General features: G+C 41.8%; 25 protein-coding genes, 1 tRNA gene and 1 pseudogene. 8 read left to right on the forward strand and 19 right to left on the reverse strand.

The genetic code is table 11. The features are described from left to right. The first annotated feature begins 114 nt into the window (after nucleotides 1-114). Nucleotides 115-558, forward strand: coding sequence for a response regulator (locus tag U2P89_RS08890; RefSeq protein ID WP_091906480.1), 444 nt, complete (start codon nucleotides 115-117; stop codon nucleotides 556-558). 282 nt (nucleotides 559-840) lie between these two features. On the opposite strand, the gene U2P89_RS08895 is transcribed toward U2P89_RS08890, so the two are convergent. Beyond that, nucleotides 841-1,377, reverse strand: a complete 537-nt coding sequence (locus tag U2P89_RS08895) for an antirestriction protein ArdA (protein WP_091906566.1) — start codon at nucleotides 1,375-1,377, stop codon at nucleotides 841-843. A gap of 492 nt (nucleotides 1,378-1,869) precedes the next feature. Here U2P89_RS08895 and U2P89_RS08900 point away from each other — a divergent pair, with 492 nt between their 5' ends. Together U2P89_RS08900 and U2P89_RS15250 are read left to right on the forward strand one after the other, a co-directional pair. Then, on the forward strand, nucleotides 1,870-2,031 hold the full coding sequence (locus U2P89_RS08900) for a hypothetical protein (RefSeq protein ID WP_175456734.1): 162 nt from the start codon (nucleotides 1,870-1,872) through the stop codon (nucleotides 2,029-2,031). A 24-nt stretch (nucleotides 2,032-2,055) separates the two neighbouring features. Beyond that, nucleotides 2,056-3,060 (forward strand): annotated as a pseudogene (locus tag U2P89_RS15250) (recombinase family protein); the annotation flags it as partial. Between the two features lie 526 nt (nucleotides 3,061-3,586). Here U2P89_RS15250 and U2P89_RS08910 read toward each other — a convergent pair. The 5 genes from U2P89_RS08910 to U2P89_RS08930 form a co-directional block, all read right to left on the reverse strand. Further along, nucleotides 3,587-3,658: transfer RNA gene (locus tag U2P89_RS08910), tRNA-Arg, on the reverse strand. A 12-nt stretch (nucleotides 3,659-3,670) separates the two neighbouring features. Next, nucleotides 3,671-4,288, reverse strand: a complete 618-nt coding sequence (locus U2P89_RS08915) for a DUF3256 family protein (protein ID WP_175456733.1) — start codon at nucleotides 4,286-4,288, stop codon at nucleotides 3,671-3,673. 34 nt (nucleotides 4,289-4,322) lie between these two features. Continuing rightward, complete coding sequence (locus U2P89_RS08920) at nucleotides 4,323-5,804, reverse strand: alpha-L-fucosidase (RefSeq protein ID WP_091906475.1); 1,482 nt, start codon at nucleotides 5,802-5,804, stop codon at nucleotides 4,323-4,325. Between the two features lie 168 nt (nucleotides 5,805-5,972). Further along, a complete protein-coding gene (locus U2P89_RS08925; RefSeq protein ID WP_019540435.1) occupies nucleotides 5,973-6,209 on the reverse strand; it encodes a hypothetical protein in 237 nt (78 codons plus the stop codon). A gap of 169 nt (nucleotides 6,210-6,378) precedes the next feature. After that, nucleotides 6,379-8,028 (reverse strand): AMP-binding protein, encoded by a 1,650-nt coding sequence (locus U2P89_RS08930; RefSeq protein ID WP_322191207.1) that lies wholly within the window; start codon nucleotides 8,026-8,028, stop codon nucleotides 6,379-6,381. Nucleotides 8,029-8,222: 194 nt separating this feature from the next. On the opposite strand from U2P89_RS08930, the gene mtaB reads away from it, so the two are divergent. The 3 genes from mtaB (at nucleotide 8,223) to U2P89_RS08945 (ending at nucleotide 11,590) form a co-directional block, all read left to right on the forward strand. After that, a complete protein-coding gene (gene mtaB / locus U2P89_RS08935) occupies nucleotides 8,223-9,542 on the forward strand; it encodes a tRNA (N(6)-L-threonylcarbamoyladenosine(37)-C(2))-methylthiotransferase MtaB (RefSeq protein WP_091906470.1) in 1,320 nt (439 codons plus the stop codon). Then, a complete protein-coding gene (locus U2P89_RS08940; protein WP_091906468.1) occupies nucleotides 9,535-10,434 on the forward strand; it encodes a lysophospholipid acyltransferase family protein in 900 nt (299 codons plus the stop codon). Before mtaB ends, U2P89_RS08940 begins: the two co-directional genes overlap by 8 nt. Nucleotides 10,435-10,537: 103 nt before the next feature. After that, nucleotides 10,538-11,590 (forward strand): glycosyltransferase family 2 protein, encoded by a 1,053-nt coding sequence (locus U2P89_RS08945; protein ID WP_091906466.1) that lies wholly within the window; start codon nucleotides 10,538-10,540, stop codon nucleotides 11,588-11,590. Between the two features lie 36 nt (nucleotides 11,591-11,626). On the opposite strand, the gene U2P89_RS08950 is transcribed toward U2P89_RS08945, so the two are convergent. Beyond that, nucleotides 11,627-12,331: a porin family protein gene (locus U2P89_RS08950; RefSeq protein ID WP_091906464.1), complete on the reverse strand. Its 705-nt coding sequence runs from the start codon at nucleotides 12,329-12,331 to the stop codon at nucleotides 11,627-11,629. A 212-nt stretch (nucleotides 12,332-12,543) separates the two neighbouring features. On the opposite strand from U2P89_RS08950, the gene U2P89_RS08955 reads away from it, so the two are divergent. Further along, the gene (locus U2P89_RS08955; RefSeq protein ID WP_076930343.1) at nucleotides 12,544-12,711 is read left to right on the forward strand and encodes a DUF362 domain-containing protein; all 168 of its coding nucleotides are present in this window, start codon (nucleotides 12,544-12,546) and stop codon (nucleotides 12,709-12,711) included. A 230-nt stretch (nucleotides 12,712-12,941) separates the two neighbouring features. Here U2P89_RS08955 and gap read toward each other — a convergent pair whose 3' ends face one another. The 6 genes from gap to U2P89_RS08985 form a co-directional block, all read right to left on the reverse strand. Continuing rightward, on the reverse strand, nucleotides 12,942-13,946 hold the full coding sequence (gene gap / locus U2P89_RS08960; protein ID WP_092025378.1) for a type I glyceraldehyde-3-phosphate dehydrogenase: 1,005 nt from the start codon (nucleotides 13,944-13,946) through the stop codon (nucleotides 12,942-12,944). Nucleotides 13,947-14,253: 307 nt separating this feature from the next. After that, the gene (locus tag U2P89_RS08965; RefSeq protein WP_322191216.1) at nucleotides 14,254-15,264 is read right to left on the reverse strand and encodes an NAD-dependent epimerase/dehydratase family protein; all 1,011 of its coding nucleotides are present in this window, start codon (nucleotides 15,262-15,264) and stop codon (nucleotides 14,254-14,256) included. A 10-nt stretch (nucleotides 15,265-15,274) separates the two neighbouring features. Next, entirely contained in the window at nucleotides 15,275-16,825 is a 1,551-nt protein-coding gene (locus U2P89_RS08970) for a dolichyl-phosphate-mannose--protein mannosyltransferase (protein ID WP_322191208.1), read from the reverse strand. Between the two features lie 158 nt (nucleotides 16,826-16,983). After that, nucleotides 16,984-17,625, reverse strand: a complete 642-nt coding sequence (locus U2P89_RS08975; RefSeq protein ID WP_313380441.1) for a lipid-A-disaccharide synthase N-terminal domain-containing protein — start codon at nucleotides 17,623-17,625, stop codon at nucleotides 16,984-16,986. A gap of 3 nt (nucleotides 17,626-17,628) precedes the next feature. Beyond that, nucleotides 17,629-18,366 (reverse strand): glycosyltransferase, encoded by a 738-nt coding sequence (locus U2P89_RS08980; RefSeq protein WP_322191209.1) that lies wholly within the window; start codon nucleotides 18,364-18,366, stop codon nucleotides 17,629-17,631. Between the two features lie 110 nt (nucleotides 18,367-18,476). Further along, complete coding sequence (locus tag U2P89_RS08985; protein WP_322191210.1) at nucleotides 18,477-19,577, reverse strand: MBL fold metallo-hydrolase; 1,101 nt, start codon at nucleotides 19,575-19,577, stop codon at nucleotides 18,477-18,479. 322 nt (nucleotides 19,578-19,899) lie between these two features. Between U2P89_RS08985 and erm the strand changes: the two genes are divergently transcribed. Further along, on the forward strand, nucleotides 19,900-20,706 hold the full coding sequence (erm, locus tag U2P89_RS08990; protein ID WP_313380438.1) for a 23S ribosomal RNA methyltransferase Erm: 807 nt from the start codon (nucleotides 19,900-19,902) through the stop codon (nucleotides 20,704-20,706). A 190-nt stretch (nucleotides 20,707-20,896) separates the two neighbouring features. Here erm and U2P89_RS08995 read toward each other — a convergent pair whose 3' ends face one another. From U2P89_RS08995 to U2P89_RS09020, 6 genes are all read right to left on the reverse strand, one after another. Beyond that, nucleotides 20,897-21,841 (reverse strand): aldo/keto reductase, encoded by a 945-nt coding sequence (locus U2P89_RS08995; RefSeq protein ID WP_322191211.1) that lies wholly within the window; start codon nucleotides 21,839-21,841, stop codon nucleotides 20,897-20,899. 104 nt (nucleotides 21,842-21,945) lie between these two features. Further along, nucleotides 21,946-22,689: a dienelactone hydrolase family protein gene (locus U2P89_RS09000; protein WP_322191212.1), complete on the reverse strand. Its 744-nt coding sequence runs from the start codon at nucleotides 22,687-22,689 to the stop codon at nucleotides 21,946-21,948. A gap of 27 nt (nucleotides 22,690-22,716) precedes the next feature. Further along, a complete protein-coding gene (locus U2P89_RS09005; protein WP_091906455.1) occupies nucleotides 22,717-23,124 on the reverse strand; it encodes a DUF6157 family protein in 408 nt (135 codons plus the stop codon). Nucleotides 23,125-23,237: 113 nt separating this feature from the next. Next, nucleotides 23,238-23,945: a DUF3307 domain-containing protein gene (locus U2P89_RS09010; protein WP_076930360.1), complete on the reverse strand. Its 708-nt coding sequence runs from the start codon at nucleotides 23,943-23,945 to the stop codon at nucleotides 23,238-23,240. Further along, complete coding sequence (locus U2P89_RS09015; RefSeq protein ID WP_076930362.1) at nucleotides 23,942-24,586, reverse strand: hypothetical protein; 645 nt, start codon at nucleotides 24,584-24,586, stop codon at nucleotides 23,942-23,944. Before U2P89_RS09015 ends, U2P89_RS09010 begins: the two co-directional genes overlap by 4 nt. A 334-nt stretch (nucleotides 24,587-24,920) precedes the next feature. Continuing rightward, on the reverse strand, nucleotides 24,921-25,379 hold the full coding sequence (locus U2P89_RS09020) for a methylglyoxal synthase (protein ID WP_092025363.1): 459 nt from the start codon (nucleotides 25,377-25,379) through the stop codon (nucleotides 24,921-24,923). Nucleotides 25,380-25,411 lie beyond the last annotated feature (32 nt).

Here is a 25,411-nt window from a genome sequence, read left to right on the forward strand (position 1 = left end):
GCCATAGGCGTGGGTGCTCGCTTATTCGTTGTCAGGCATACCAGTGCCTCAGTATCGGTAAGTTGGGTTGCCTGCGCCTTTTTTTGCGGGCTTAGCTGTTTTAAAACGAATATTATGGACACAGGAAAAGACAACACGAACAAAGTAAGGGTAGCAATCATAGATAGCTTTAAAGAGTTTAGGGATATGTCTGTAAAACAACTCGAAAATACGGGTTATACAGTATTGTTCCAAACAGATAATGGAGAGGATGCCTTGCAAAAAATCAGTGATAATGACCGGTTACCGGATGTCTGTATCATAGAGGAAGACTTTTCTACGGCTAAACTTCTACTTGAAAAGCATCCCGATTTAAAAGTTTTAATCTCCAGTACGGAAGATGATGAAGAAAGCGTAACGGATATGCTGAAAATAGGTGTATCGGGATATATATTGAAATATGCCGATCCCGATGAAATGTTAACAGCCATTGACGTATTGAATGGAAACCGGAAATATTTCAGCGTGGGGATCAGCGGGATAGTAACGGAATATTTTAAAAATCAGTCGCAATCTTAGGTTTCTTTGTTACTTTCTTTTCCCGTTTCAACTCACGAAAGAAAGTAACCTAAATCCGGAAACAATAAATTAGGATATTGAATATCCTATAAAACTATTGGCAACCTGTTTGAAAAATACAGACATAGGGATGAATGTGTTTTTCAAAGAGGTTGTACCGCTTTTTCCAGCAAAAAAACTGTCCCGACCATCGGGAGGGTCTGTCTTTTTGCCCGTCCGATTTTTCGGGTAAAGCTACGGGAACGGCGTACCGCTCCCGTAATGTTTAGCCCAAAATAGTGTTTATGAATTGCAGAATACATAACCATCTTCAAACCAGTAGTCGCCCATAAATAAGTCATGGGCAAACTTCTCATAGTCAAAGTAGGATAAAACGAACTCCGGCAAATCGTAGCATTGTTCGACATAATTATAAGCGTAATCTTCTTCGTCCTCATATTCGCCCACATATTCGTTTTCAAAGCCTCTTATCAGGTCATATATATCTTCATCCGAAAAACTGTGACTACGATTATTACACCATATCATAAATGGCTCCTGCTGGCTTTCTTCCATATCATCCAAAGCCTCCAAAACGTCAAATATTTTATCGCTTATCCAACTTTCGGAAATTAAATCTTCAGGGATATTCTCGAAGTCCTGAAACATAAACTCGGGATCTCTCTCGTCTTTGTGCAGCTCCCTGCAAGCGGTGTAAAATTCGTCCTTGTCTGAATAGTTGGAGAGGTTTAACCACTTGCCAAAAAGTGAACCTGCATTATATTTTCCGTATGTGCCGACATATATACTCGCTTCCAATGTGTTGATTTGATGTGCCATTTCTTTACTGTTTAATTGTTGATTGATTTCTTGTGATTTATTCGGCAATGAGAGGAGGTGTTGTTTTGTTTCAATACCATTTTTCCAATGCTTTTAATCCTCATGCCTGACATTTTTTTTATTCGTGTAAAGAGCCGGAGTATGTTATGTTTCGTTTCGGGAGCATAATAGGTTAGTGTTTAGGCGACACAAGGTTTTGAAAAAAAATACTACCAACGGTGGAGATTTTTTTATCAAACTTGCTTGACCTTTTGTCGGTGTTAAGAACACGTTCATACCTTTGCTCCAAAGAAGCGGACATAAAACATACAGGCTGTTTGCATAAAATCAATCGTGGAAGCTATGAGGATGGCATTGGTAAAATGGTTCTAAACTGGCAAACAAAGCCAAACAATTATGCTGAAAAGCCACTCTAAAACACACAGTTTATCAACTCTTTAAGTTTGTCGATGCGGAGTTTTCCCCATTTGTAACAAGCAAAAAGAGTTGAATATGGAAGATGATAAAACGAACGATTTAACTCCTGAAAGAGTAGTTCAAATCTTAAAAAAGAAAGGAACGGAGGTCGATATAGAGGGAGCGAAAACAATCTTGGCATTTGTCAAGAAAATTGCCAGTATTGCAGTAAATCAATATCTAAGGGGAAACCTTTAGTTGTATCAAAAGAGAAATGTTGTAATGAGAAAAGCTGATTTATATATACGTGTATCGACCGATGAACAGGCAGACAAGGGATATTCAACCCGTGACCAAGAAGACCGTTTAAGAAAATATTGTGAACTCAAAGGCATTCCAATAAGGGATATCTATGTAGAAGACCATTCGGCTAAATCTTTCAAACGCCCCGAATGGCAGAAATATTTATCCAAACTACGTAAATCAAAAAATAGCAAGGTCGGGAGTTTGTTGCTTTTTACAAAATGGGACAGGTTCAGTAGGAATGCAGGTGACGCCTATCAAATGATTAACCAGTTACGGATATTAGGTGTTGCTCCCGAAGCAATAGAACAGCCCTTAGACCTGACTATTCCCGAAAATAAAATCATGCTTGCATTCTATCTTGCTGCGCCGGAAGTTGAAAATGACAGACGGGCATTGAATGTTTTTCACGGAATGCGCAGGGCAAGAAAAGAGGGGCGATATATGGCTACTGCTCCGTTGGGATATGTAAACAAGATGACAGAGGACAAAAAGAAATATATTGCTCTGCATGAAATTGAAGCCCCCATATTGAAATGGGCATTTGAACAAATCGCTACAAGTAATTTCAATACGGAACAGATATGGAAGCAGGCAAAGAAAAAAGCCAATGGCATAGGTCGATTTAGCAGAAATAGTTTTTGGAGAGCTATACGAAACCCATTGTATTGTGGCAAGATCTTTGTTCCTCCCTATAAGGAAGAAAAAGGATATTTTGTAAAGGGACAGCATGAACCATTAATTAGTGAGAAACTATTTTGGGAAGTTCAGGATGTTCTCGATGGAAGAAAAAAGAAGATAAAACCCAAGATAGTGTCTAACGATGATCTCCCGCTTAGAGGTTTTCTCAAATGTCCTAAATGTAATAGGATGCTGACAGGGAGTTCCTCAAGGGGTAAGTTGGGAGTTTACTACAATTATTATCATTGTAGTACATCATGTGGAGTAAGGTTCAAAGCCGAAACAGTTAATGAGGCTTTTATAAAACAACTACGGTATATGTCGCCAAAGCCTGGTATGGTTGACGTTTTTATCGAAGCATTCATAAAAGACTTCAACAACAAAACCAAAACACAAAACGTAGAAAGGGCAAATATAATAGGTGAAATTGATGCATTGAACAAACGCTATCAAAATGCACTTTTAAAGAATGCCGATGGAGAAATGGCAGATGATGATTTTAAGGAAGTAAAGAAATTAACCAAAGGGAAAATAGAGGTTCTAGAACGAAGATTAAACGACTTGGCAACAGTAGGGACGGAGATTAAGGATTTGGTAGCGAGTGCCTTAAAAAAAGTCGCAAACATTGATAGACGGTATGAGAACGGGGATATAGAAGAAAAAAGGATTATATTGGGTTCGATGTTCCCTGATTTTTTGGAGTTTGACGGAATAAAACATCGAACCCCGAGACTAAATTCTGCGATTGCTCTTATCTATCAATCTAACAATAAGTTACAGGAACAAAAAAGCGGGACAAGTCTCTCTTTTTTTGACTTGTCCCGCTGGGTACACCCGGCGGGAATCGAACCCACATCGTCGGAACCGGAATCCGATATTCTATCCATTGAACTACGGGTGCAGGATTGCCTTATTATTGCCTGAATACAGCGTTTTCCCATTTAAATGTAACGGTGTCACTTTTCAGAAAAGGCTTTATCTCTGCGATCTGGCCGTCTGTCAAAAGTGCTTTGTAGTTGAATGTCAGCATTAAATCACTACCGCTTTCATTGAACTCTGCCGAGATCAGGTAAATGTGGTGCAAAGATACTGCATATTTATAATTTTTCATCTCTTTTTTGGAAGAATCGAAGAAAATTTCTTTGGTGAGTTCCGGTAGGAAACTATTGTTCTCTATTTTTTTCCATTCCGTTGTATAGAAAGAGATATGACTATCACATGCTTCTGCACAAACGGTCTTGATTATACATACAATCGAAGAATCCTTCGCAACCGGTAGCATTTTTAATTGGGTGGTACCTGCATCTGATGTTTTTATCTTCAGATAATCGCTGCTTTGCTCCAGTTTTTTTATTTCACCCAGTGCGTAAGGAACGGTTGTTTTGCCTGAATCGACCAACAGCATGGTCTTATTGCCTTCCGATACTCCCGGAAGGAGTTCCGACGGCATTGATTTGAACAGGTCTCCTATATTTTGTCCCTCTGCCACTAAAGAAACAGAAAGGAAAAATATCCATATAAAATTTCGCATGATCATTATTATTATAAATATTTTAATTTGATTTTTATTTTGCAGAATGATAAGTATCGGTTCCCTCGCTTAAATGCGGAGCATGATAAGCACCCACCTTGAAAATGTTGGCGATATCACGTGTCTCTGAAATGGTTACCCGTAATTTAGGAACAGAGACATCATCGAACCTGAGCAATCGTTTATAGCCGATGGTAGTGCCCTTTACCAATTCCACCCATTCGTCGTTTATCCACCCTTCCACAACAAATTCTTCAACACGCTGGCCCTTACGGATATCTTCCTGCAGCATCACCGTATTGATTGTTTCACCCGGTATCACATTGTATTCCCGACTTGCTCCCGTGCGGGCTTTCCATTCTATATTTCCATTTGTGAGTTTTTCGTTTTCAAAAGTCTGAGTGATATAGTTGCCGAATTGCTTGAGTCGCTCGGTATCTGTCTCATGTAATCTGCCTCGTTTATCCGGTGGAATATTCAACAGGAGTACCGAGTTCATCCCGACCGACTGGAAATAGATATCCACCAACTGGGGCAATGTTTTTACCGCCTGATCCTCTTCCGGATGATAGAACCAACCCGGCCGAATGGATACATCTACTTCGGAAGGATACCAATAAACTGTTTTTGCTTCGGCGATAAGCCGGCTGCTACCCAAATCTTCCGCAGTAGGAGAGATACCCAACCGTATATTTTCATTAATGATGGCATCATTGATATCCGGCTGCAGAGGAGTGACGCTCCATTCAGTCTCTCTGCCCAATCCCTCTTCATTGCCAACCCAACGCACATCGTTACCCATAATTGCTTTTACAGCCTTGGGTTGAAGACTGTCGACCACCTGATAGAAATGTGTCCAGTCGTATCTTTGCACTTTACTGTCATGTTCGTCACCGTGAGTACCGTCGAACCATACTTCGTGGATCTCCCCGTAGTTTGTAAGCAGTTCTCCCAACTGTTGTGCGAACATAGCGTTGTACCGTGGTGAGTCGCCATAACTTTCGGCATTTCTATCCCACGGTGATAGGTAAACACCGAATCTCATGTTGTGACGGTCACATGCTTCCTTCACCTCTTTTACTACATCCCCAAAACCATTTCTCCAGGGTGAGGACGCTACCGAGTGACTGGTAGTTCTGGTAGGCCAAAGGCAAAAACCGTCGTGATGCTTTACCGTGAGAATGACCATTTTAAAACCTGCTTTCTGTAATGTGCTGACCCACTGGTCGGCGTCGAAATCAGTGGGATTGAATAGTGCCGGGTCCTCTGTGCCATCTCCCCGTTCTTTCCCGGTAAAGGTGTTCATCCCAAAATGAATGAAGGCGGCTAACTCCATCCGCTGCCATTCATACTGGTTTTGTGTGGGAACAACATATGCCGAGAGTTTGACTTTCTGGTCGGAAGTGAGCAAATCAGGGAAAGCCAGTCTCTTCTCGAAATAGGTGTTGGCTCTCTGGTTACACCCTGAGAGTGATGCGAGAGACACCAACAAAGTGGTAAAAAAGATCTTTCTCATTTGCTGTTGATAAAATTCTATTTTAAAGATAAGTCTGTTTGGTTATCCTTTGGGTCTGTTCCCATATTACAGGGAATAGATAAACAAAGTTACTATTTTTGGTAGAATATCAAACAAAAAGCCACCCTTTTGGGGTGGCCGCACTTCAATGTCAACTTTACTCTCTGATTAGTTCACACCAGGAGTAGCTTCTTCAATCACTTGTTCCAGAGTATCGGCGGCTGCTGCTTCAGCAGCTTCGATAGCTGCCCGGATACTGTCAGCCTGAACTTTGGCAATGCTGTCTAATCTGGCTGCTTCAGCGATACTGTCTTGCGTTGCCTTTTCAGCATTTTTTTGAGCATTGTTGCAAGAAATGAAACCCAAAGTTGCAATAGTAGCAACTAATAAAATTACTTTTTTCATTTTTTAGTAGTTTTAAACGATAAATATTAATGCTTTATCAAAAACGAAGCAAAATTACATCAAAAACATGTTATAGAACATGTTTTACTAAAAAATTATAGTTAAATAATATTAAGTATTTGTCAATCTTGATGATCTGAAAAAGAGAAGCCGGATTCCGGACCGTATATCACTCGTAGAGGAAGCGTTTAATGGTTTTCTTGGGTGTTTTCTCAAACTCCTTTTCCATTATTTCTATAGCGGCGATCCTCTCGTATTGAGCGACCGATTGATTGAGTATTCCCTTATTCTCATCCATGATCTCTTTAAGCTTTTCTTCCGGTATATTGTCCTCCTTCATGGCGGGAATATCGGGCCAGACCATCGCGATAAGCTTTGTGTCACGCATTATCACTAAGCTTTCAGCAATATACGGGAGGTTATTCAACTGCGATTCAATCTCTTCGGGATAAATATTCTGTCCGTTTGCCGAAAGGAGCATGCTTTTTATCCTTCCTTTAATGAACAGGCGCCTTCCCTTCATGATACCCTGGTCGCCGGTTTTAAGCCAGCCGTCGGCTGTAAAAGCTGCTGCTGTCGCTTCGGGATTTTTGTAATAGCCTTTCATCACATTTTCACCCCTAACCTGGATTTCACCCGGAATATTTTCAGGATCAGGCGAATCGATACGTGCTTCCATGATCTTGTCCAATACCGAACCGCAGGATGTAGGTACAAAATCGTAATGGTGATCGTAAGAAATAAGCGGGGCGCATTCCGTCATGCCATAACCAACAGTGAAAGGGAATTTTATCTTGTAGAAGAAAGCTTCTACTTCAGCATTGAGTGCTGCACCACCGATGATTACCTCCCTGAAGTTTCCTCCCAATGTCTTTGTCAGCGAACTCTTTATTTTATTAAGTATGAGTTTATTGATCCCGGGTACTTTCAAAAGCATTTTGACAGCCGGTTTTTCTATTACCGGCAGGATCCGCTTCTTATATATCTTTTCAAAGACAAGAGGTACCGTGATGATAAGGTGTGGCTTCACCTCGTTCAGTGCAACAATAAGGTTCTGGGGAGTAGGGGAGATGCCCAGCAATGTGGTGTGGACACCCGCAGAAAGTGCATAGAGAAAGTCGAATGCACAACCATATACATGCGCCATCGGTAAAAATGCCAGATTGCGGTCACCGGCAAAAAGCAGATTTAATTTTCCGGCGTAAGTGACGTTCCCTGCAAAATTATTTGCCGTAATCATCACCCCTTTACTGAATCCGGTTGTTCCTGATGTGTAATTAAGGCAAGCTACTTCTTCATTGCTTACGTCTGCATACCGGATATCGTCGCGCGAGAAACCGCCCGCATAGGTGCGATAAAATAGTTCTTCGAGTTTGGCTGCCTTTTCGCTTGTACTTTCATCATTACTTTTCAGAAGAGAGTATAAAGAGGATAATTCAAATACCGGCATCTTCAGATTATCCTTGTTGATGGATTTCCAGATAGCCTCACTGACAAAAACCAGTTTTGAATCGGAATGATCGATAATATATTCTATGCTCTCCGGATTGAATTCATGTAAAATAGGGACAATCACTGCGCCGTAAGTGATGGTAGCCATAAAAACAATAGACCAGGAGGAGTGGTTTTTACCGACCAGCGAGATCTTGTCACCCTTTTCAATCTGTAATTCCGAAAACAGAAGGTGAAGTTTGGCTATTTCATGGGCTAGTTGACCATAGGTATATGAATTGCCGCCTTTATAATCAGTCAGTGCAGGCAGATCCCAGTTCTTTTTGAAACTCTCTTCGTATATTTTGATGAAGTTTTGTTCAATCATGATTGCACATTATTGCTAAATATGAGCAAAAGTAATAGCTAAAAATGTATTATCAAAGAAAAAAGGGCTGTAAATTAGGAGTAAAATTGTAATTTTGTCCCTTCATTTATTCACAGTTAATTTATTGTCGTGCGAATTGTTTCTCCCATGGGTCTGTTTTCGAGGAGAAACGATATGAATATGACAAATCAGATATGATTGACAGAACTATTTTTCAAAATAAAACAGCCGCCTATTATACCCTGGGCTGCAAATTAAATTTTGCTGAGACATCTGCTATAGGGAGGCAGTTATTAAATTCCGGTGTGCGTCGTGCCCGGAAGGGGCAGGAAGCCGACATTTGTGTGATCAACACCTGTTCCGTCACTGAGTTGGCCGATAAGAAAGGACGTCAGGCTATCAGGAAGGTGATTCAGGAGAACCCTTCGGCATTTGTGGTTGTTACGGGGTGTTACGCCCAGTTGAAACCCGAAGAGGTGGCCGGCATTGAAGGTGTCGACTTAGTATTGGGTGCAGAGCAAAAGCTCGATGTAGTAAAATATCTCGATGATCTGAAGAAAAAAGAGAAAGGAGAGGTTGTCACATCAAAGACACACCGCATCCGCTCGTTCGTCCCTTCCGTTTCTGCGGACGATCGTACCCGTTATTTTTTAAAGGTACAGGACGGATGTGACTATTTCTGTTCCTTTTGTACTATTCCTTTTGCGAGAGGCAGAAGCCGTAACGGGTCGATTGCCGATCTGGTAAGGCAGGCTGAACAGGTTGTGCAGGAAGGGGGTAAAGAGATTGTCCTGACAGGGGTAAATATCGGCGATTTTGGACATACCACCAAAGAATCCTTCCTGGATCTTCTCAAAGAACTCGATAAGGTGGAAGGTGTGGAGCGTTACCGCATCTCGTCTATTGAGCCGAATTTATTGTCGGATGAGATTATAGATTTTGTGGCCGGATCACATCGTTTTGCTCCCCACTTCCATATGCCGCTGCAATCGGGTAGTGATGCTGTACTGAGCCTGATGAAACGGCGGTATGATACTGCATTGTTCCGCCACAAGGTGGAAAAGATCAAACAGATCCTTCCTCACGCTTTTATCGGAGTGGATGTGATTGTGGGTGTAAGGGGCGAGACCGATGATTATTTTGTAGAGGGGGAAGCATTTATCCGCTCCATCGATTTCTCGCAACTGCATGTGTTTACCTATTCCGAACGTCCCGGTACGGCAGCGCTAAATATCGACTATGCAGTAGATCCGAAAACAAAACATATGCGTAGCAAGACCTTGTTGGATCTTTCTGACGAACGCTTGAAGGATTTTTACCTGTCGCAGCAGGGAAGCCGGAAAAAGGTATTGTTTGAACATACAAAACGGGGTAAGAAAATGCATGGATTTACCGAAAATTATGTAAAATTGTATGCCGATTACGATGCATCGCTTGTGAACAGGGTTACAGAAGTGGAAGTGGGTGCGTATGACGAGGAAGAAATGGCAATGAAAGCGATTTTTAATGGATGACGAAGGAAGTAAAAAGGGGGTCGGAGGTTCACTGTTATATACAGTAGCATATCTGCATGCATTGTTACCGTTTAGAGTGCTCTATATTCTCTCCGATATCCTCTACCTGTTAGCCTATTACGTGGTAAGGTACAGGAGAAAAATTGTAAGGAAAAATTTGAAGAATGCTTTTCCTGAGAAGTCAGTAAAGGGCATCGGGAAGATTGAGAGAAAATTCTATCGTCACCTGTGTGATTACTTTGTAGAAACCATTAAAACGCTTCATATTAGCGATAAGGACGTGCGGAAACGGATGAAGTTTGAAAATCCGGAGATAATTGACCGGCTGACTTCTAATGGAAAATCCTGTATAGTGGCTCTTGGCCATTATGGTAACTGGGAATGGGTTACTTCTGTGGGGTTGCATTTGGCTTCAGATATCGTATTGGGATTTGTCTATAAAAAACTCCATTCCAATGCATTTAACTATCTTTTTCTAAAGACGAGAAGCCACTTCCATGCCGCACCCATCGAGATGCAAAGTGTCATCCGGCAGATGATCCGCACTCAGAATCAGGGAAAAATAATGGTAATCGGTTTCCTTAATGACCAGAGGCCATCACCACGTCAAGATAAATACTGGACTACTTTTATGAATCAGCAGACTCCTGTGCAAACCGGCATGGAAAAAATAGCCCGGCGTCTGGGAAACTCTATTGTTTACTTGGACATAGAAAAAGTGAAAAGAGGACATTATACAGGTAAATTTTTTGTGATTACGCCTGACGCAAGTGAAGAGACTGAAAACAGTATTATGGAGCGGTACATGAGGAAGCTGGAGGAGACAACCATGAGGGAGCCGGCCTATTATTTATGGTCGCATGACCGCTGGAAATTTAAGAAACCTGATTAAGGTGGAAAGGTGGAAAAGTGGGAAGGTGGGGTACCCAGGTGAGATTCACTTTTAGTTTTTAGTTTTACTGTAATTGGTAATTAGTCATTGGTAATTTTAATTAGTGAAAACTTCTGTCGTCATATTGAACTGGAACGGGAGAAAATTGCTGGAGCGTTTTCTTCCTTCAGTGCTGCAACATTCATTGAGCGAAGAGTGCAATGTGATTGTGGCTGATAACAATTCAAGTGACGATTCGCTGGAATTTCTCCGGACACATTATCCAGACCTGCCGGTGATTGTGCTGGATAAGAATTGGGGATTTGCCGAGGGGTATAATAAGGCGTTGCAGCAAGTAGATTCGGAATATGTAGTATTGCTTAATTCTGATGTAGAAACTACGCCGGATTGGGTGCAGCCTCTGATATCCTATATGGATGCTCATCCCGAAGTGGCGGCGGTACAGCCGAAAATACGTGCTTACAAAGATAAAAACCGGTTTGAATATGCCGGAGCATCAGGAGGATTTATCGATCGTTATGGTTATCCCTTTTGCAGAGGAAGAATACTGCATGTGGTGGAAGAAGACAGGGGGCAGTATGATGACGAGATGCCGGTCTTTTGGGCGACGGGAGCATGCCTTTGTATCAGGAGGAAAGAGTACACGGAAGCCGGAGGTTTAGATGGACGTTTCTTTGCGCATATGGAAGAAATAGACCTCTGCTGGCGGTTGAATGCGCGGGGCAGGAGGGTGATGTGTGTACCTGCATCTGTAGTGTATCATGTAGGCGGGGCATCACTGAACCAGGATAATCCGAAAAAGATGTATCTGAATTTCCGCAATAACCTGCTGATGCTCTATAAAAATATACCGCAACGAATATACTATTCCACCTTTACCATACGAATTTTCTTCGATATCCTGGCTGGTTTGCGTCTTTTGCTAAGAGGAAACATCCAAAGTGCACAGGCGGTGATCGATGCTTATAGAGATTTCCTGAAGATGAGGCCGTACTATAAGCCTGTACGGAGAGAGAACCTGCGAAAAGCAACTATGGAACTTATCCCTACACAATACCGGAAGAGCATCTTAATCGATTTCTATTTCAGGGGGAAAAGGAGTTATGCATCCCTTTTCGAAAAAGGAAAAATAGACTATACAGCCAGCCGTAATTAGAGAAATTTTTATATCGAGCCGCCCTCGAAAATAATATTACTCGAAGTGAAAACTGAGTGTGATCATTCGTTGAACAGCTTTCGACAGTGAATTGGCATATTTCCGGAGATCATCATCTTTCAGGTCATTCCTTTCCTTTTCCAGTATGTCCACAAGGCCGAAACTGAATTTCAACTCCGGAGCCAGTTTAAAAAGCGGCAGATAAAAATCACATCCTACACCAAACTCAATTCCTGCATCATATGGTTTTAACAGTACAGCACGGTTTTTAATAGAAGCCAGTTCCAGACTGCCATACCCTCCCACCAGGGCATACGTACGGAAATTATTGATCCTGTCGGCAGAGATTTTCAGATGTAACGGCAGGGTGATATAGTTGTTACGGATATGTGTAGCGAATTCTTCCCCTGATGATTGTTCCCTGAATACAAATTTTTTATCGCCCAGATAAAGCGAGGGTGTCACCCGGAGATTCATAAACCTGTTGACGTACATATCCCCGATGATGCCGATCGCAAATCCTGGCGAATAAGCAGGGATTTCAGAAAACCAAACCTCTCCGTTTTCATTGATAAATCCCGATTGGGTGAGTATCAGATCCTGCGTATGTAATCCGAGTGTAAATCCCAGATGAAACAGCCGCTGATCGGCATAAGGACGATGCTGCAACTTACGCTGTTGACCATGGAGATTTCCTGAAATCAGGATCAATAGAAGAAAGTATGTTGCCTTTTTGATCATATGTTATCTTAAACGTTATTCTTCGTCGGTTATTGTGTTTCGAATAGGTTATAACGGCTATTTTATCAAAATATAAGGAATAAGATGATACGGGAAATTTATACAGATTCTAAATAACGGGCAATATTTTACACCTCTTTTGTATTAGAAAAAAACTGATTATCTTTGCATCAATATAAACTAATTACAATAACTAATTTTTTACTATTATTATGGCTTACGTAATTGACGATAGTTGCATTGCCTGTGGAACATGCATCGACGAGTGCCCTGTTGAGGCTATATCGGAAGGCGATATTTATGTGATTGACCCGGATGTATGTACTGACTGCGGTTCTTGTGCCGAAGTATGTCCTACAGAATCAATTCATCCGGAATAAAATATAACACCGGAATATTTGAACTATTTCGTTAAGCTAAATGGACAGGGTCAAGCTTGCTTGGGCTATGTCATGGCGAGAGATAGTCCAATGTAATTGAACAAAAAGAGTCGAACAGTTGCTGTCCGGCTTTTTTTGTGCCTTGAAGCATGGGGTGCCGGGAAGAGCAAAACAACCACAAAAAAACGCCCCCGTTTGGAGGCGTTTTCTATAATTGTTATAACGGTGTATTATCCGTTTACTTTTGCCATGTGGGCAACCAGGTCGAGTACTTTGTTGGAATAACCCCATTCGTTGTCATACCAGCTGATTACCTTTACGAAAGTCGGGCTTAACTGGATACCTGCTTTTTCATCGAAGATAGAAGTGCGTGCATCACCGATGAAGTCGCTCGATACCACATCTTCGTTGGTATATCCGAGAATACCTTTCAGTTCGCCTTCAGAAGCTTCTTTCATAGCAGCGCAGATCTCTGCGTAAGTGGTTTCTTTTGCCAGACGTACAGTCAGGTCGACTACAGAAACGTTCAGAGTGGGAACGCGCATTGACATACCGGTTAATTTACCGTTCAGTTCGGGAATTACTTTACCTACTGCTTTGGCAGCTCCTGTAGAAGAAGGGATGATGTTGGCAGATGCGGCGCGTCCACCTCTCCAGTCTTTTGCAGAAGGACCGTCCACAGTCTTCTGTGTCGCAGTGGTGGAGTGTACGGTAGTCATCAATCCTTCAAGTACGCCGAATTTGTCATTCAACACCTTTGTTACGGGTGCAAGACAGTTGGTAGTACAAGAAGCGTTAGAAACGAATTGTTCGCCTTTGGTGTAGGTATTTTCGTTTACTCCGACAACATACATACGGGTATCATCTTTAGAAGGAGCAGACATCACTACATATTTTGCACCAGCGTCAATGTGGCCCTGGGCTTTATCCTTAGAAAGGAACAAACCGGTAGATTCAACTACATATTCTGCACCTACGGCATCCCATTTCAGGTCGGCCGGGTTTCTTTCAGCAGATACACGGATGGTGTTTCCGTTTACTACCAGATTACCGTCTTTCACATCGATCGATCCGGTGAACTGACCATGGATCGTGTCATATTTTAACATATAAGCGATGTAGTCAACATCGAGCAAGTCGTTGATACCCACGATCTGGATATCATTTCTGTTTTGTGCAGCACGGAATACCAAGCGTCCGATGCGGCCAAATCCGTTAATACCTACTTTAATCATAACTTTATTGAATTTTATTTGTTAAAAGAGTTCTTATTAATCGTTGTTATTGTTATCTCTTTTGGCCTCATACCGGCTGTTATACCTTTCTTCAGCCTGTTCAACCTGATGAAGAACGTCCCTAAAAACCATCTTTTTAACAGGCTTACAAAAATAGCATATTTTTTCGGTTTGATAAAATTATTTGGGACAAAAAACTGAAAATTGGCACTATCCGAAAATCGGGCAGGGCCAAAGACCTGTCACTTTGGAGAAATATTTCTTGTACAGCTTGTTTTCTCCGGGATTGTATTCCTTGAACAGATATTTACCCGTGACGATACTCCTTAAACCAGTCGTAGAAATTCCTGATACCGGTCTCAACCGATGTACGGGGTTTGTATCCAAACTTCTGTTCGAGTAATGATGTATCGGCATAAGTAGATACTACATCTCCGGGTTGCATATCTGCCATCTCCTTGACAGCTTTCTTTCCGGTGGTTTTTTCGATAATACGGATGAAATCCATCAGTTGTACGGGCGAAGCACAGCCCATGTTATATACTACATTGGGAACCTCGGCTTGCGGAGGAGCAGGCATAATTTTGAGTACTCCTTCCACAATGTCGTCGATATAGGTGAAATCACGCTGCATTTCCCCGTTGTTGAAAACCTTGATAGGCCTTCCTGCCGTAATGGCCGATATAAACAACCATGGAGCCATGTCGGGACGTCCCCAGGGGCCATAGACCGTAAAAAAACGGATACCGGTTGCAGCTATTCCATAAAGTTTGCTGTAGGAATAGGCCAACAACTCGTTTGCTTTTTTAGTAGCCGCATAAAGACTTACGGGATGATCGGTTTGGGCCGATTCCTTGTAAGGAGAGGGAGTGTCGTCTCCGTAGACGCTGCTGGAACTGGCATAAAGGAAATGCCGGACAGGATAGGAACGGCATGCCTCCAGCAGGTGGGTAAAACCCACTATATTGGAATTGATGTATGAAAGAGGATTTTTAAGGGAGTACCTGACCCCGGCCTGTGCAGCAAAATGGAGGACATGTGTGAATTGTTCTTCACGAAAGAGAGTGAGAAGTCCTTTGGCATCAGTCAGGTCAAGCCGGATAAAACGGTAGGTCGGGTATTTATCGCTCTGTACCCATTCGCCCTCTTTTATTTTCTCCTGTGGTATGCCTGTTTCGGCCAGACGGGCATATTTTAGTTGTATATCATAATAAGCGTTGATGTTGTCGAGACCGGCCACATCATATCCCTGCCGGACTAATTCGCGTACGACGTGAAAACCAATAAATCCGGCGGTGCCGGTAACCAATATCTTCATCTTCATCAGATTATAAAACAATAATGAGGTAAGGGCCGGTTTTGTGTTGCTCTTTGCCTGATATAACAGATTGAATCTGACTGTTATTCAATACTGCTTTCTCGGGTAACAGTAGCAGTTGGCCGGATAATGTATTGTTCAGTATATCTTCTTCGGAAGCAACTATGGCTTCTTTTCCAAGAAAAACATCCATACTTCCGGGCCGTGAAATCTTATACACATAATATTCGGAAGTGCCTTTCTCTTCCGCAATACGAATCGCTTCGTTGCATAATGTGTTCCATCCCATATAAGGATTCAACTGAGGCAAGGCTAATCCGGCGATAAAGATAGTCAATAAAAGGGTGAAAGTCATCACGCGGATAGATTTACGGAGCGCTTTTTTCCGGAAAAGCAGATATAAAACCGTGAGTCCGCCGAGGGAGATGACAGTTGCCGCCGCATACACCAGCGGTACGGCGATATAAGAGATTTCGTCGACTCCCTTTATATAAAAAACAGCCGGCAGCACTACTGCGAAAACGACGGCAGGCACTGCTACCGAAAGCCGTAACCAGATGTTTTTCTCATCGAATTTATCGAGTAGCATGGCCGGGAGATAGATCAGAAACGGTATAGCGGGAAGCAGGTAGACTGCCAACTTGGAACTGATCAGGGATAGCATGACGAAAGTCGTCAGGATAATAGTAAGAAAAAACTTTTCGGTCTCGGTTTGGATTTTTTTGCGAACCACTCCGGCAATGATTAGTCCCACGCATAAAAACATCCAGGGGGCCAGCAAGTACCAGATAGCAATAGCATAGTAATAGAACGGAGATTTATGGTGAAAAGCATTCACTCCTCTTCCCACTGTTTGATGTACTAACAGGTTATTGAGATAGGCATCTCCTCCTTCCATATAAACACCGGTAAACCAGATACCACATCCCAGCAGTAGAACCAGCCAGCTTTTCCAACTCCAATATTGTTGCCATGTACGGATTTTACCCCGGCAGAGAAGAAATATCAGGGTGGAGAGCAACGGAACCAATATGCCGACGGGGCCTTTTGAGAAAAGAGCCAGAAAGACATAGAGCGGAAACAGGTAAGCATCCCGTTTTTTTCCTTCCCCCTGGTATATCTTAAAAAAAGTGTAGAGTGAAAGGGTGATAAACATCACCATCAGCATATCCATCCGAATAGTAATGGTGAGCGCCAGAAAGAAACCGCCGGTCATCAGCATCAGCAAACCATCGGGTTGGTAGGCAAAAGATTTTTCTTTTCTCATCCATTTCTCCATCACCATCAACACTACCAATGCGGGCAAAAACGATAAGAGCGACAGAAACCACATTTGGTGGCTGCCGAGCAATGTTTTCCCTGCCATCATCAGCCAGAAGCTGAGAGGTGGCTTATCTGCATAGATCTCACCATCCAGCGTGAAAGTAAAAAAGTTGCCGTTACGCAAAGCTTCATCAATAATGCTCAGGTAACGTAACTCATTGTTGGGGGTATAGTCCCGTAAAACCATAACCGGGAGCAGCGCTATAAACCAAAAGAGATAGAGATACTTAGTTTTCATCCGAGTTACTAATTTCCAATTACTAATTACTAATTACCAATTACCAATTATCGTGCGAAGCACATATTGCCGAGGACACTTTAACTACACTTCCGACTTCTTTTCTTCTAACATCATTATTCACCTTGGCACTACACATCCCGACTTGTCGGGATTATTCATATTGGCACATTTGTTTTAGCCTGTAAGCCAATCATGATGTTACGTACATAAGCCACAAAACCTACCGATTGTCCCAGTATGAGGACGGGGTCGTGGCGAATGATCCCGTAAGCGACGATGATACCTGATCCCAGTAGGCTGATAATCCAGAAACCGATTGGCAGTACCGACCGATGAAGATGGGCAGAATAGATCCATTGATAGATGAAACGGAATGTAAAGAGCACCTGACCGGCTGAACCGAAGATCAGTAACCAGACAGGTATATCCTTCTGCCGGAAAAAGAGGGTGGTAAAAGCATTCATGTCGCGCATCAGTAATGCAACCGCTATCACCGGTGTTAATAGGAGAATGGCTTTCAGTCCGACATGTATTTGTTTCCAGATTCCCTGCATATTGAGGTTCCAGAGATAGATATAATATGCAATGAATTGCCCGAATATAATGGCAAAATCGTTTCTGAGTACCCCGTAAATAAAAAGCAGGTAGGAACCGAAAATGCTCAGGATCCAGAATATAGGGGGCGAGATTATTTTCTTTGCTTTCTCGGTTACAATCCACTGGTAAAGTATTCGTGCCGAGAAGAAGATCTGGGCTAAAAAGCCAATTCCGTAAATCCAGATGGTTGTTCCCTGCATAGATCAATCTAAATTGGTTCCACTGATCTGGTAATTGATATAGCGTTTTTTCATCCACCGGTAAGCAAAACAGTCGATAAAAGGGCCGGTAAGCCGGTTCCACAGATGATATTTCGATTTTCCTGCTATACGGGGATAGTGACGTACCGGGATTTGTTGTATCCTGCCGTTTTGCAACAGAATGAGTGCCGGAAGGAACCGGTGCATTCCGTTGAACATTGGTACACGTTTGGCGTACCCGGTATGCAACACTTTTAGAGGACAGCCGGTATCAGATACGCCGTCACCGGTCATCATCCGCCGGTATCCGTTGGCTATTTTTGATTGCAGGTTCTTGAAGAACGAGTCTTTGCGGTTAGCACGTATACCTGTTACCAATTCATATTCGGCCAGATGAGGGAGTAGCAGGTTGAAATCATCGGCATCAGTCTGCATGTCGGCATCCATATAGCCCACGAATTCCGAAAAACAGTAATCGAATCCGGCTTTTAAAGCAGCACTCAGTCCACCATTCTTTTTCATGTCAAGATAGAAAAAATGGGGGTTCCGTTCGCAGATACTATGTATTTTTTCCCGGCTGCCGTCGGTCGAACCGTCGTTGACAAACAGTACACAAGCAGGATATAGCGACTGAGGTAAGAAGTTTTGTAGTTTTTCTTCTAACCGATTGATGTTCTCTGCTTCATTGTAAATCGGGACAATAATGGTAAAAGTGTATTGACTTGTTTCGTTTCTTTCCATTTCTGCATCGATGATCAACTTGAAAAGAAGGCAACATTTCAACTGATGGGTTTGGCATCAAATGGAGCTGATTGTCTTCGGCGACAAAAGTAGTTAATATTATTCAGATTTCAATTAATCCCCTCCCACCATTTACTGAAAACCTGTGTAGTGTCGTTCAGATAGACAACTTCGCCGATCCTGGGAGTTACCAGTGGTATCTGATCTCCTTGCTCATTCATTTCGGTTATGGTTTTTAACGGCTCATCCCAGGGATGGTGAGCTAATTTGAATTTAGAAGAATGGACGGGAAACAAGCGTTTTGCTTTTAGGTCTTTTGCTGCCTGTAATCCCTCCTCGGGCAGTAGATGGATGGCTCGCCACGCCTGATTATACTGGCCGTTCTCCAGAATCGCCAGATCAAATCCACCGAATTTTTCTCCGATTTCAGCAAAATGGGTGTCATATCCACCGTCGCCCCCGAGATATAATTTTAACTCTTTGGTTTGTAGAATAAATGCCAGCCAAAGAGTGTTGTTCCTTGAAAAACTCCTGCCTGAAAAATGGCGTGCCGGTGCAGTATACAGGGTGATATTATTGGAAATAAACATACTTTCGTTCCAATCTTTCTCGGTAATTTTTCCAGGGTCGAATTTCCAGTACTCTAAATGTGCTCCTACACCCAGACCGCAGACAATGTGCCCGATCTTTGGTTTCAATTTCATTATTGTCGGATAATCAAGGTGATCGTAATGATCATGAGTGATAAGCAGATAATCAATTTCAGGCATATCATCGGCCGAATATACATCTGTCCCATTGAATGATTTATTGGAATTAGGTACCGGCGAAGCGTTGCCACTAAAAACCGGATCGACCAGAAACCGCTTTCCGTTGAGTTGGATAAAATAAGAGGAATGGCCGAACCATACCAGCACATTTTCATGGATGGGCAGATTTTTCAAATCTGTCTTCAGAGACGGGATCTCGTCAACGGGTCTTGTACGTGGAACTTTCTTAAAAAGGAAATTGAAAAAGATTTTTGCAGGCGATTGATCTCCGCTGAAATTGGGTGTATGACGGATATTCCGGAATTGTCCATCTTTGTAATTCGGGGATTGTTGTAGTTGCTCGAGTCGTTCCCCGCTTGGAGCTCTGCCGAACTTCGGTTGCCGGATATAGAAAAATATCGTAATGCTCAACAGCAATACAATGCTTACAAGGATTATCATTATTCGTTTTATCAATTTCATGTAGTAAAGTCGTTATCTACCATCAAAGGTATCAGTTTTTAAAGAAAAATCGTGTACTTTTGTAACAATAAATATACACATTATGTATTTCAGCAGACCGTGGACTGCTATCTAAGTGATAGACGGTCCTTTGATTATTTTATTTGTTTTCTCCTTTTTTAAAAGAAGAATACTATTTGTTTTGCATTGTTTTCTTTTTTGAGCTAAGGCAATGCAGTCTTGTTATTTCTGCAGGATAATACTGTCTGTCACTTTTCTGTGATCTCTCTTCAGTGCAGTATTCATCCAAAAGAAATGTACAATGAACAAAAATAGAGTTCCTGTAAGATTTACAGGACAACACTTTATAATAGATACACAATTAATAGAAGATTCCATCCGCTTAGCTGAAATACAAAAAAATGATCTGGTCCTGGATATTGGTGCAGGCCGGGGATTCCTTACAGGCCATCTGGTCAGATATTCAGGAAATGTAATAGCTATTGAAAGTGATCCTGGTCTCGTTGCTGAATTAAGAACGAGATTTGCTTTCAACAAAAATATTACTGTCGTTAATTCAGATTTCAGGAAATTCCGGATACCTCAGAAACAATTCAAGGCAGTTTCTAATATACCTTATGGTATTACCTCTTACATACTTAGATCGTTGATGTATAATAATACGGAATTTTTTGAAAAAGGGAGTCTGGTAATACAGTTAGAGGCGGCTCAAAAGCTCTTCCGGAGAAGAGTTTTCAATCCCTACGTGCTGTTTTACCATACGTTTTATGATTTAGAATTAATCTATACTGTTCCTCCGGCTAGTTTTATGCCGCCTCCAACAGTTCAGTCGGCACTGGTGAAGATAAGTAAAAAACAATCCCCAAGGATAAATATTGAAATGAAAGAGAAATATTTTGATTTCCTTTGCTTCATATTAAGATATCCTGATTTATCGGTACGTACCGCCTTGAAGGAAATATTCCGAAAGCGGCAAATAAGAGAATTCTCACACAAATATGGTTTGAAGCTGGATGATGTAGTTACCCTACTTCTACCCGAACAATTATCAGACTGTTTTGTAGAGATGCTAAGAGTCGTTCCCGATAAATTCCATCCTGAAAATTGATCTTTATAGTCTCAGAAAGATCTTTCAGACTGTGGGAATTGAATATTTGGGTTTGTTTCAAATAGATTATTCAAGCAAAAAGAGGGTTAAATCATGTTGATATATCCCTCTTTTCCAATATTATATGTGCGTATCTTATTTGCAGATTATTCTTTCAGCTCTTTGTAATAAGGCGAAATACTGAGCTGTTTTATTTACTCGCTTTATCAAGTAAATCCAGGTCTTCTTTATCCAGATCCAGTTTGGTTGCCACAAATAGAGTTTCCAGTTGGTTTTGGTTTGTCGCGCTTGCAATGGGCGCACCTATATGCGGTTGTGCCAGGAGCCATGCCAACGCGACTGCCGCCTGTGATGTGCCGTGTTTGGCAGAAACTTTATCCAAAGTATCTAAAACGGCAAAACCTTTCTCATTCAGGTATTTTTTTGCTCCCGCCCCTCTTACACTCTTTTTGAAATCGGCTTCGGAGCGGTATTTTCCCGTAAGGAAACCCGCTGCCAAAGACCAGTAAGGGAATACGCTTAAATTATATTTTTCCACCAGAGGTAAATAGTCATTCTCATATTTTGCTCTTTCTATTAGATTGTAATGCGGTTGAAGAGCGACATATTTGGGAAAGTTGTTTTTTTCCGCCGCTTCAAAAGAAGCTGTCAATCTTTCGGGTGAAACATTGGACGCGGCTATGTAGCGAACTTTTCCGGCCTTTATGATTTCGTCGTAAGCAGACAATGTTTCTTCGACAGGCGTCTTTTCATCATCGAAGTGGGTATAATAGAGATCGATATGATCGGTCTGAAGCCGTTGCAATGACTCATCTACAGATTGCAGGATATGCTTCCTGCTGATATCAGAAGTGTGCTCATTGGTTTCAGAACCGACTTTGGTAGCTACGACCAAATCCTGCCGATTCCCTCTTGATTTTATCCATTTTCCGATAATGGTTTCCGATAATCCCCCTGTGCCGTTTACCCACCAGGGATAAGTATCAGCGGTATCGATGAAATTTCCACCCTTTTCAATGAATTTGTCCAGAATTTCAAAGGACCTGGTTTCATCCAGTGTCCATCCGAATACATTTCCACCCAGATTGATGCGGGTTATCTTCAAATCTGTATTGTTGATCTTTACTTTGCTCATAATTTTACTTTTCCGTTTTCAACGGGATATAGAGATATACCCCGCCAATTCGTTTTTTGTCAGGATACTTTTATTTTGTGTTTAGAAATTCGCAAAAATGTTTGTTATTTTAATATCTCTTCGAGAAACATCAATGTATGTTTCCAGGCTCTTTGGGCCATAACTTCGTTGTATTCGTGCGACTCGGGATTGGTGAAGGTGTGTCCGCTATTAGCGTATATAATGATCTGCCAGTCGGCATTGCCATCCCGCAGTTCCTTCACCAGACTGTCATAATCTTCCTGGGATACACTCTTGTCTTCTGCCGGATGTTCCACCAATACTTTTGTTTTTATGGGTGTATTCGGTCTGCTTTTGTCTTTACCCAATCCTCCGTGTATAGAGACTACTCCCTGTACGTCAAATCCTGCACGTGCCGCTTCCAGGGCTCCTGTCCCACCGAAACAATAACCGATGACTGCTATCTTGTCAGGCAAAGCACCTTGCTCTTCCAGTTGCTCTAACGCCAAAGCGATCCGGTGCTGATACGCTTTATAGTCGCTTTTGTAGGACCCGGATAATTTTGCGGCGGATGCATTGTCCTCCGGGATATTCCCTTTGCCGTAAATATCAGCAATAAAGGCAATGTAACCCTCTTTTTCCAATTCTAAAGCAGCCGTTCTGGCTTCATTGTCAACACCTTTCCATGCTGGCAGGATTAATACGCCGGGTAATTGTCGCCCTGCATTGGCAGTGACTAACCCATTCAATTCCTGTGTCCCGTCCATATAGGAGACCGTTTTCAAAGACTGGGCCGGACTTAATTGTACTATGACCATTAGTGATACTATTGCAATTAGTTTATTCATACTTTTATAAAATTTGTTTGTTCGTTATCATCCCCGTTTCATCGCTTTTATCTTTTTTACGGATGAGTCAGCTAAAAGCTGTTTATACTCTTCCGTCTCCATGCCATAGAAGGCAATTTTCCCTTCACTGTTACTATGAATCCCAAAGCCGTAATTTTTTGTCAATGGTGAAGTGCGCATGCAGGGTTGTCCTTTCGAGAAGAACTGTTCCCTTGCCCGGGGATATTCATCTTGGGGGATATTATTCCTTTCTGCATATACCAGAAACAGTACATCATCGGAACTGTAGTTGTATGGATTACCATCCAGCAGTTCGTATTGCATTTGTGCGACGGTCTTTTTATCTTTTGCAGGCGGTATTGTTCCACAGTTTACTTTTGTATCTTCCGCCACTTCAATCAATGTATTGAAATAATTTGTCGTATGAGTCTTCATATCGGTGCCCTGTTACAATCATCTTTTATTAAAACAAAAAAAGGGATTGAATGTTTCATCCCTTTTATATAAATGTCCGTTAGCCTCTGCGAGGAAGAGTTATTGATATAATCTCATTGTAATTCCAGTACAAGCATTGCTGTAGCTACGGCTATACCAAAACTGAGTAAGGTCCCGATTAAAATATATTCTGTTAATTTTCTGTCTTTTGATTCCCTTAAATCCCCAAAACGGAAAACCGATTTTGCAGCCAGTAAAAATCCGATAGCTCCCCAATTACCGGTTAATATAAATGTAAAGATAAATAATCGCTCTAATATACCGATATACTTGCCTGCACTGGCCAGGGATGCATCGTTATTGTCGTTCAACGATTTTGACCAGTTGGACATGAGAACCTGTATGATTATACTGCTTACTACCGTTAAAAAAAGTATCGCTGTGATGTAAATCCATACATTTACATTATCGAACCATTCATGAAAATTGAAACTTAATCCGCTCCAAATATACCATAATACGACGATGGTGATGATATGCAGCCCCTGGTCTATCAAAAACCACTTGGGTTTGTTGTCTTCTTTTTGGGCATATAGTTTTACTATATCAATTATCCCGTGTGCAAACATCAGTACCAATGCCAAAAGCCAATAGTTCCAATCCCAAAGTATCAATAGGTATAATATGCCGTGCAGTAAAATATGCAGATAGAATTGAGGATATTTGAGTTTTTTAGTCTCTTTCTCTTTAACCCACGATTTGGGTTGCAATAAAAAATCCCCGATAAAGTGAGCCAATATGAGTTTGATGAGCAATATCATGATAGTAGAGTTTTAATCTTTTTTCGATACATCTTTTCCACATCCAATGCTTCTTCTACATTGGCCCGATTCCATCTTCCACTGACGCCGCTTTGTTTTATTCCCAACAATTTCCCAATCTCTTGCTGTGTATATGTATTGTTTTGAAGTACTGCGTGCATCAACTCTGCCGAAGATATAGTCCATTTATTCATAAAAGTGCCGGCTAATTTCAGATATAAATTGATTTCCTCATCAAAAGGCGACCAGGGGCTTTTTATCCCCATAGTGATCTTTTCCTTTCTAAGGGCATCAAATTTTTCACCGGCGTAGATGAATGCTGATCCGTTACTTTCTGATATTTTTACACCCGTATAGGTCTTTTCTCCTATCCCTATGCTTATTCTCACATCTATGGGACTGATCTTTTTTTGCTCATCCAGTGGTTCTGTTTTTTTTATCAGCGTCTTTATGATAAAGGCTTTTTGGAGTGCTTCTTCCGGGTGATCAATCTCTATCTGAAAAAAATCACCCCACACCAACTCCCATTGCTCGGGAGTCTTTCCCCATGTGGACAACAGGTTCTTTAATGGTGACAGCCATTTCTCCTGATCTGTCAGCTTCCTTGATGCGATGATATCCCCTTTTATAACTGCTATCATGTTATGGTTGTTATAATTGAATCACAAAGTTAAATATAATATTGCATATTAGCGCAATATTTTAAATTATTGCATACTTAAACAATAATATGGAGTATCGCGTAAATCCGCGATAATTTGAATTATCGCGGATTTTGTGATACAATTCTTACTCATCTTTAGTTATTTGTTGCGCTATATTTAAAAGTTCACAGGTTGTTTTCCAATTCCTTGTGGTAGGCTGTGACTTTTAGTTTTGCTTTTGTCCGCATTATGAAGGATAACCATCTATTAAAAAATCCCTCATTGGCTATTGTCGGCTGATGAGGGATCAAATCTTTAGTTAATCGTTGTTTCAGAGATTCAACGATTCCCTGTCAAATTTCTCATACCGGGGTGGGGATGGAGTATAGTCATCATCATCCCATAGATTACTGGTGATCATGAGGTCGGCGCTGTACCGGTTACAGGCTATGGGTACATTATGCACCCGGCACTGGCGAAGCAACATCATGATATCTGCTTCGTGAGGTTGCGGATTGAGGTCGTCTATCAGAAAAACGGCCAGATCTATCTCCTTACGAACCACCATAGCGGCAATCTCTGCATCGCCGCCCATCGGCCCTGAATTCATGATGGTGAATTCAGGATAGACTCCTTTTTCGTACAAAGCATCACGTACCAGTGTTCCGGTGGTGCCGGTGCAAACGAGGTGATGCTTCGACAAAAAGTCGGCATTAAAAACCACCCATTCCACCATATCGGCTTTGCGGTGGTCATGCGCCACCAAAGCTATTGTTAGTTTTCGTTTCATATTTAAAAGACTTTTAGAATCAAGAACCAAGA

Origin of the sequence: Proteiniphilum sp. (genome assembly GCF_034331125.1) — a bacterium.
Classification (GTDB): Bacteria; Bacteroidota; Bacteroidia; order Bacteroidales; family Dysgonomonadaceae; genus Proteiniphilum; species Proteiniphilum saccharofermentans.